Genomic DNA, 4,770 nt, shown 5'->3' with positions numbered 1-4,770 from the left:
GCCGTAGACGCCGCGCTGCATGCCGCCATTGGCCATCGGCGGCATGTTGGTGAGCCCGATCAGAACCGCGCCGCCGGCGCGCAGGCGCGCTATGGTGAAGGCGTCCTCATTGGCGACGAGATGCTCGAAGGCAGGCGAGCCGGCGGCCACCGTCAGCCCCCTCACCTTGTAGCTGTCCTTGGCGGTGTAGGGGATGCCGTCGAGCGGCCCGAGTGTCTTGCCCTCGCGCCGCCGCCGGTCGGAAGCCTCCGCCTCCGCGAACATGTCGGGATTGAGCACCGGCACGGCGTTGAGCGCGATGCCATGGCGGTCGTAATGCGCGATGCGCCGCAAGTAGGCGCCCACCAGTTCGACACTGGTGACGGTCCCTTCCTCCAGCGCGCGGCGCAGGTCGGCGATCGAGGCTTCGACGAGGTGGAGGTCGGTCATGGGTGAATTGCGGCTCGTCATGTTCATTGCTGCATAGCAGGCATACATTTGCAGGTCGCGTTCCGTCACACCCCCCTCTGCCCTGCCGGGCATCTCCCCCGCAAAAGGGGGGAGATCGGATGTCGCCATGCTTTCGCCAATCACCTACGTTGCAAGAAAGGCGCCGCCGCCAGCACTGCCGATCTCCCCCCTTGCGGGGGAGATGGCCGGCAGGCCAGAGGGGGGTGCCTAGGCGCCGAGCAGCAAAGCCTCACTCCTGCGGCGCCCCCGCAAACAGCACCACCCCCTCCCCGCCGGCTGCCGGCCAGTCGCGGATGGTGCGGTCGTAGCCGCCGGTCAGCAGCGTGCCGTCCGCGGCGAAGGCGACCGCATAGATCGGGCCGGTGCCGGGGTCGAACTCGGCGATCTGATTGCCGGTGTCCATGTCCCAGATCCGCGCCGTGCCGTCGAGCGAGACCGATGCCAGCCGCTTGCCGTCGGCGGACAGCGCGATCTCATAGACGGTGCCGGAATGGCCTTCGAAGCGGCGCACTTCCCTGAAGCTGTCGAGGTCCCAGAGCTTGATCGTATAGTCGCCGCTGCCAGTGATCGCATGGTGCCCGTCGGCGGTGAAGAGGGCGCCATAGGCGACCTGTTCGTGCCCGTGCCAGCTGCGCAGCTGCTTGCCCGAAACGATGTCCCAGAGTTTCAGCTCGCCATCGATGCTGCCCGACAGGGCTTTCGTGCCGTCGGGCGAGACGGCGACCGAGCTCACCGACCAGTCATGGCCGGGCAGCACGTGCAGCACGTCGCCCTTCTCGAGATCCCAGACGATGACGGCGCCAGTGTCGTGGCCGCTGACGGCCAGCTTGCCGTCGGGGCTGATCGCCATGTTCCTGACGCCGCCGTTCTGGCCGGCGGAAAAGACGTGCAGCACGGCGCCGTCGGCAAGCTGGCGCAGCACGATCTCGCCGTCGTCGCCAGCGGTCAGCGCCGTCTTGCCGTCGGGCATGAACAGCGCCGTGCGCGCCATGTCCTTGTGCTCACCCAGATTGCGGATCAGCCGCTTGCCGTCGATGTCCCAGAGCTTGATCATGCGGTCGGTGCTGGCGCTCATCACCTCGCGCCCGTCTTGCGAGACCGCCAGCCAGACGACGGCGTCGCGGTGGCCCTCAGCCTGGGTCGGCAGCGGCGGCGGCGCGGGCGGCAGCGGAGCGACGGTCTCGGGCGGTGAGGCCGTCGCGGGTGGCGGTGCCAGTTGCGGTGGCGAAGGAGCCTCGGGTGGCGCGGCGGGAGGCGCCAGCACGGTCTTCGGCGGCTCGGCAGGCGCGGCAGGCGGCGAAGCCGGCACGGCCGGACTTGCCGGCGCTGGCTCAGCCGCAGGCGGCGTCTTTACCGCCTGCTCCGGTGGCGCGGGCGCTAGAGCCAGCTCCGCCGGCGGCGTTGCGAGGGCCGGCGGCGCGCTGACGACATCCTGTCCGACCTTCGGTTCGTTCGCCGCCTCGCCGCCCCGCCAAGGCTGGTCGGCGAGCAGCGCCAGCACAGTGACCGCCGGCAGGACCTGGAAGAAGCGCCTGAGATGCGGCCGGCCGAGCTCCTGCACCTCCGCCGCACGGCCGAACAGTGGCGCTCCGGCCTGATGCGCCGGCCGTCCCGGCAGAAGGCCGGCGAGGAACAGCAACGCGCCGACCACCAGAGCGAGCGCCGCCACCAGGAAGCCGGTCAGCCGCATCGAGGCGGAATCGGCCAGCGGATGCCCGGTGGCCAGAAACGGCCAGGCATGCATGACGCAGGCGATGGCCGCCGCCAACAAGGGAAGCGAGAGCAACCTGTCCGTCGATCTGTTCATATGATGCCCCCCGGCCACCCTCTCCCGCGTATGGAGAAGACCATGTCGACATCCTAGCCCAGCTTTCCGCGCAGGCTAAGTGTCGGAAATCACACGTGCAGGATTAAAATTGTGATCCGTGCATCCGCTCGGCAGAACAGTGCCCCACGTGACTATCCGGGTTCACGGAGTGTCTTTGATGCAACGCAACTGGGATAACGACAGAAGAAACGCCGGATTCCCCAAGAATAGACGGCAACATCGGGCCTTCAGGTTGACAGGGGACGAGAGTCTGACATCATCCGACCGCGATTAATGGAGAGTTGGATATGAAGAAGACCTATGAAAAGCCGGTCCTGCTCAAGAAGGACAGGCTTTCGGCGGTGACGGCGGGCAACGGCGGTTCCACCCCCATCCCCCAATGATTTCAGCCGGCTAGCGCCTCGAACATCGTGGCGTAGCCCAATTTGACATTATGCAGTTGGAATGTCGGAGGCCATGAAATGAAGAAGACCTATGAGAAGCCGATGCTGGTCAAGAAGGACCGGCTTTCGGCAGTGACGGCGGGCAACGGCGGTTCCACGCCGATCCCAGGCTGATCCACCCAGCAAGAGCGCTGGCTAGTGACAGTGTTCGTCGGTAAGCGAGCACTGTCGGCCTTTCGAGAGGTGGCTCCGGATATTGGAGAGTGTGGGCATGAAGAAGATTTATGAGAAGCCGATGCTGGTCAAGAAAGACAGGCTGTCGGCGGTGACGGCGGGCAATGGCGGCTCCGGCCCGATAGGGCCGGCAGGCTGATCCCGGCATGAGTGCGCCAAATCATACGCCGACACTATCCGTCCCGGCACATTTCGAGGATTAGAGCATGAAGAAAACCTACGTGAAGCCCGTGCTCGTCAAGAAGGACAGGCTTTCGGCGATCACCGCCAATGGCGCGGGTTCGAACAACCTGATCTGATCCCTCGCCGGCCTCTAAAGATTGTTTGCCGCAATTCCGGACGGAAAACCGCTACGCACTTTTCCTGGAATTGCTCCCTAGAGGACCAGCACCAGGTCATCCACCACAAGCTGCCAATGGTGTTTCGTCGACAGACGAACACGCGTTACGGCCTTGAGCATCGGCGCGTAGTGGCACGGTGTCAGCGCCGACAGCGTGATCTCGTCGCTGGCGATCAACGCGTCGCCCAGCCAGCTTTCGACCAGCGCCGTCTCCCCCTCCGACGCCAGCCAGGCTGCGGTCAGCATCATCGAATGCAGGCCGAAGGGCTGTTGCCGGCCGAATTCCGCCTGATGGCCGCTGCTCGTATAGGCAATGTAATCGCCCGAGACATTGCCGTTGACGTAGCCCTCGCTGTTCTTGGTGTTGTCGCTCGCCATGGCGTTGATATTGCGCCAGGAAAGCCCGGCATGGCCCATGGGAACCTTGCGCAGGCCGCGCGTGGTGATGTCGTCGAAGCCGATGGTGCTGAGTGCCGCACCAGGCGCGATGGCGGTGGGCGTGAGCAGGCCAAGATCGGTCGGATAGGCTGACAGCGCTAGCTGCCGGTCGAGACCGCCGCCCGTCACCACAATCGCATCAGCCTCGCCGGCAAGCGCGAAGCGGAAGCCTGCGCCGGGAGCAAGTGTTCGGCTTTCAAGGACCTGGCCTTTGTCCATCACCGCTAGCGTCGCCTCTATGGCGGCCGGGACTCTGCCGTTCAGGAACCGCCCGGGCGCAAGGCCGACCGGTTTCGGCAAGTCCTCTCCGACGAGGCCAGCCACGGAGCCGGGCGCCTCCCGCAGGCGTATCGACTGGTTCTCGTTGGCGCTGCTGGCGCGCCAGCCGGGCGGCACCGAGACCGAGAAGCGGTAGGTGCCGGCCGCGCGGATCCTGGCCCGGCGGCGCCTGGACGACATCGGGAAATTGGCGAAGCCGGCGGGGTTTGTACGCGCTGCGGCGATGAAGCCGCCGCGCTCGTCGTAAAGCCGCACCATGATGCCGGCCATCGGCCGGTCGGCGAGGCCATAGACCCCGTCGCCATCGACATCCATGTAGACATAAGAGGAGAAGTTGAGCTTGCCGCCGGCGGCCTGCCAGGTCGAGCGCACCGCGTAGTCACGACTGGGATCGGCCCGGCGCCGCATCCGCCGGCGCTCGCGCGCCTGCCAGACGAGAAAGGCAAGCAACACTGCGGCAGCGAGAAGGATACAGGAGATGACGACGGTCAGGCTGGGCAAGTAGGAGCCTCGGCGGGGATGATTGCGGCACCCTAGCTTGCGATGTGGTGGCTGCACAGGGGGGGCGCGAAGGATCGCGGCCGCCGCGAGGTCAGCTCTCCACCTCCACCCACACCGGCGCATGATCGCTGGCGTCGTCCTGCCCGCGCACATCCCGGTCGATGCCGGCCGCCTTCAGGTTGCGGGCGAGCTTCTTCGACAACAGGATATGGTCGAGCCGCAAGCCGGCGTCCCGGGGCCAGCGGTTGCGGCGGTAATCCCAGAATGTGTAGAGCGTCTGCTTCGGGAAGGCTTTGCGCAGCGCGTCGGTCCAGCCC

At 66.2% G+C, this 4,770-nt stretch carries 8 protein-coding genes; 4 read left to right on the top strand and 4 right to left on the bottom strand.

Annotated features, from left to right (window positions below; translation table 11 throughout):
* Positions 1-429: amidase family protein (locus EN738_RS31165; protein WP_245494826.1), on the bottom strand; the 429-nt coding region annotated here is incomplete at its 3' end.
* A 250-nt stretch (positions 430-679) separates the two neighbouring features.
* Positions 680-2,257 (bottom strand): WD40 repeat domain-containing protein, encoded by a 1,578-nt coding sequence (locus EN738_RS31155; protein ID WP_127286954.1) that lies wholly within the window; start codon positions 2,255-2,257, stop codon positions 680-682.
* A gap of 308 nt (positions 2,258-2,565) precedes the next feature.
* Between EN738_RS31155 and EN738_RS31150 the strand changes: the two genes are divergently transcribed.
* The 4 genes from EN738_RS31150 (at position 2,566) to EN738_RS31135 (ending at position 3,194) form a co-directional block, all read left to right on the top strand.
* Positions 2,566-2,661, top strand: coding sequence for a putative RiPP precursor (locus tag EN738_RS31150; protein ID WP_187331514.1), 96 nt, complete (start codon positions 2,566-2,568; stop codon positions 2,659-2,661).
* A 78-nt stretch (positions 2,662-2,739) separates the two neighbouring features.
* Positions 2,740-2,835 (top strand): putative RiPP precursor, encoded by a 96-nt coding sequence (locus tag EN738_RS31145; RefSeq protein WP_127286952.1) that lies wholly within the window; start codon positions 2,740-2,742, stop codon positions 2,833-2,835.
* Between the two features lie 97 nt (positions 2,836-2,932).
* Positions 2,933-3,034, top strand: a complete 102-nt coding sequence (locus EN738_RS31140) for a putative RiPP precursor (RefSeq protein WP_127286951.1) — start codon at positions 2,933-2,935, stop codon at positions 3,032-3,034.
* A gap of 67 nt (positions 3,035-3,101) precedes the next feature.
* Positions 3,102-3,194, top strand: coding sequence for a putative RiPP precursor (locus EN738_RS31135; RefSeq protein ID WP_127286950.1), 93 nt, complete (start codon positions 3,102-3,104; stop codon positions 3,192-3,194).
* 77 nt (positions 3,195-3,271) lie between these two features.
* On the opposite strand, the gene EN738_RS31130 is transcribed toward EN738_RS31135, so the two are convergent.
* Both EN738_RS31130 and EN738_RS31125 read right to left on the bottom strand, forming a co-directional pair.
* Positions 3,272-4,453 carry a hypothetical protein gene (locus EN738_RS31130; protein WP_127286949.1) on the bottom strand — a complete coding sequence of 394 codons (1,182 nt, stop codon included), beginning with the start codon at positions 4,451-4,453 and terminating at the stop codon, positions 3,272-3,274.
* Positions 4,454-4,544: 91 nt separating this feature from the next.
* The coding region (locus tag EN738_RS31125; protein ID WP_348629118.1) for an endonuclease/exonuclease/phosphatase family protein at positions 4,545-4,770 on the bottom strand (226 nt) is incomplete at its 5' end.

It is taken from the genome of Mesorhizobium sp. M4B.F.Ca.ET.017.02.2.1 (genome assembly GCF_003998955.1).
In the GTDB taxonomy this organism is placed as follows: domain Bacteria; phylum Pseudomonadota; class Alphaproteobacteria; order Rhizobiales; family Rhizobiaceae; genus Mesorhizobium; species Mesorhizobium abyssinicae.
The sequence above is the reverse complement of the archived record's forward strand: the minus strand, read 5'-3'. Positions and strand labels throughout refer to the sequence as shown.

Coding starts and splice junctions, on each gene's coding strand:
- EN738_RS31145 (WP_127286952.1), top strand. CDS start 2,740: ATGAAGAAGACCTATGAGAAGCCGATGCTGGTCAAGAAGGACCGGCTT.
- EN738_RS31155 (WP_127286954.1), bottom strand. CDS start 2,257: ATGAACAGATCGACGGACAGGTTGCTCTCGCTTCCCTTGTTGGCGGCG.
- EN738_RS31135 (WP_127286950.1), top strand. CDS start 3,102: ATGAAGAAAACCTACGTGAAGCCCGTGCTCGTCAAGAAGGACAGGCTT.
- EN738_RS31150 (WP_187331514.1), top strand. CDS start 2,566: ATGAAGAAGACCTATGAAAAGCCGGTCCTGCTCAAGAAGGACAGGCTT.
- EN738_RS31140 (WP_127286951.1), top strand. CDS start 2,933: ATGAAGAAGATTTATGAGAAGCCGATGCTGGTCAAGAAAGACAGGCTG.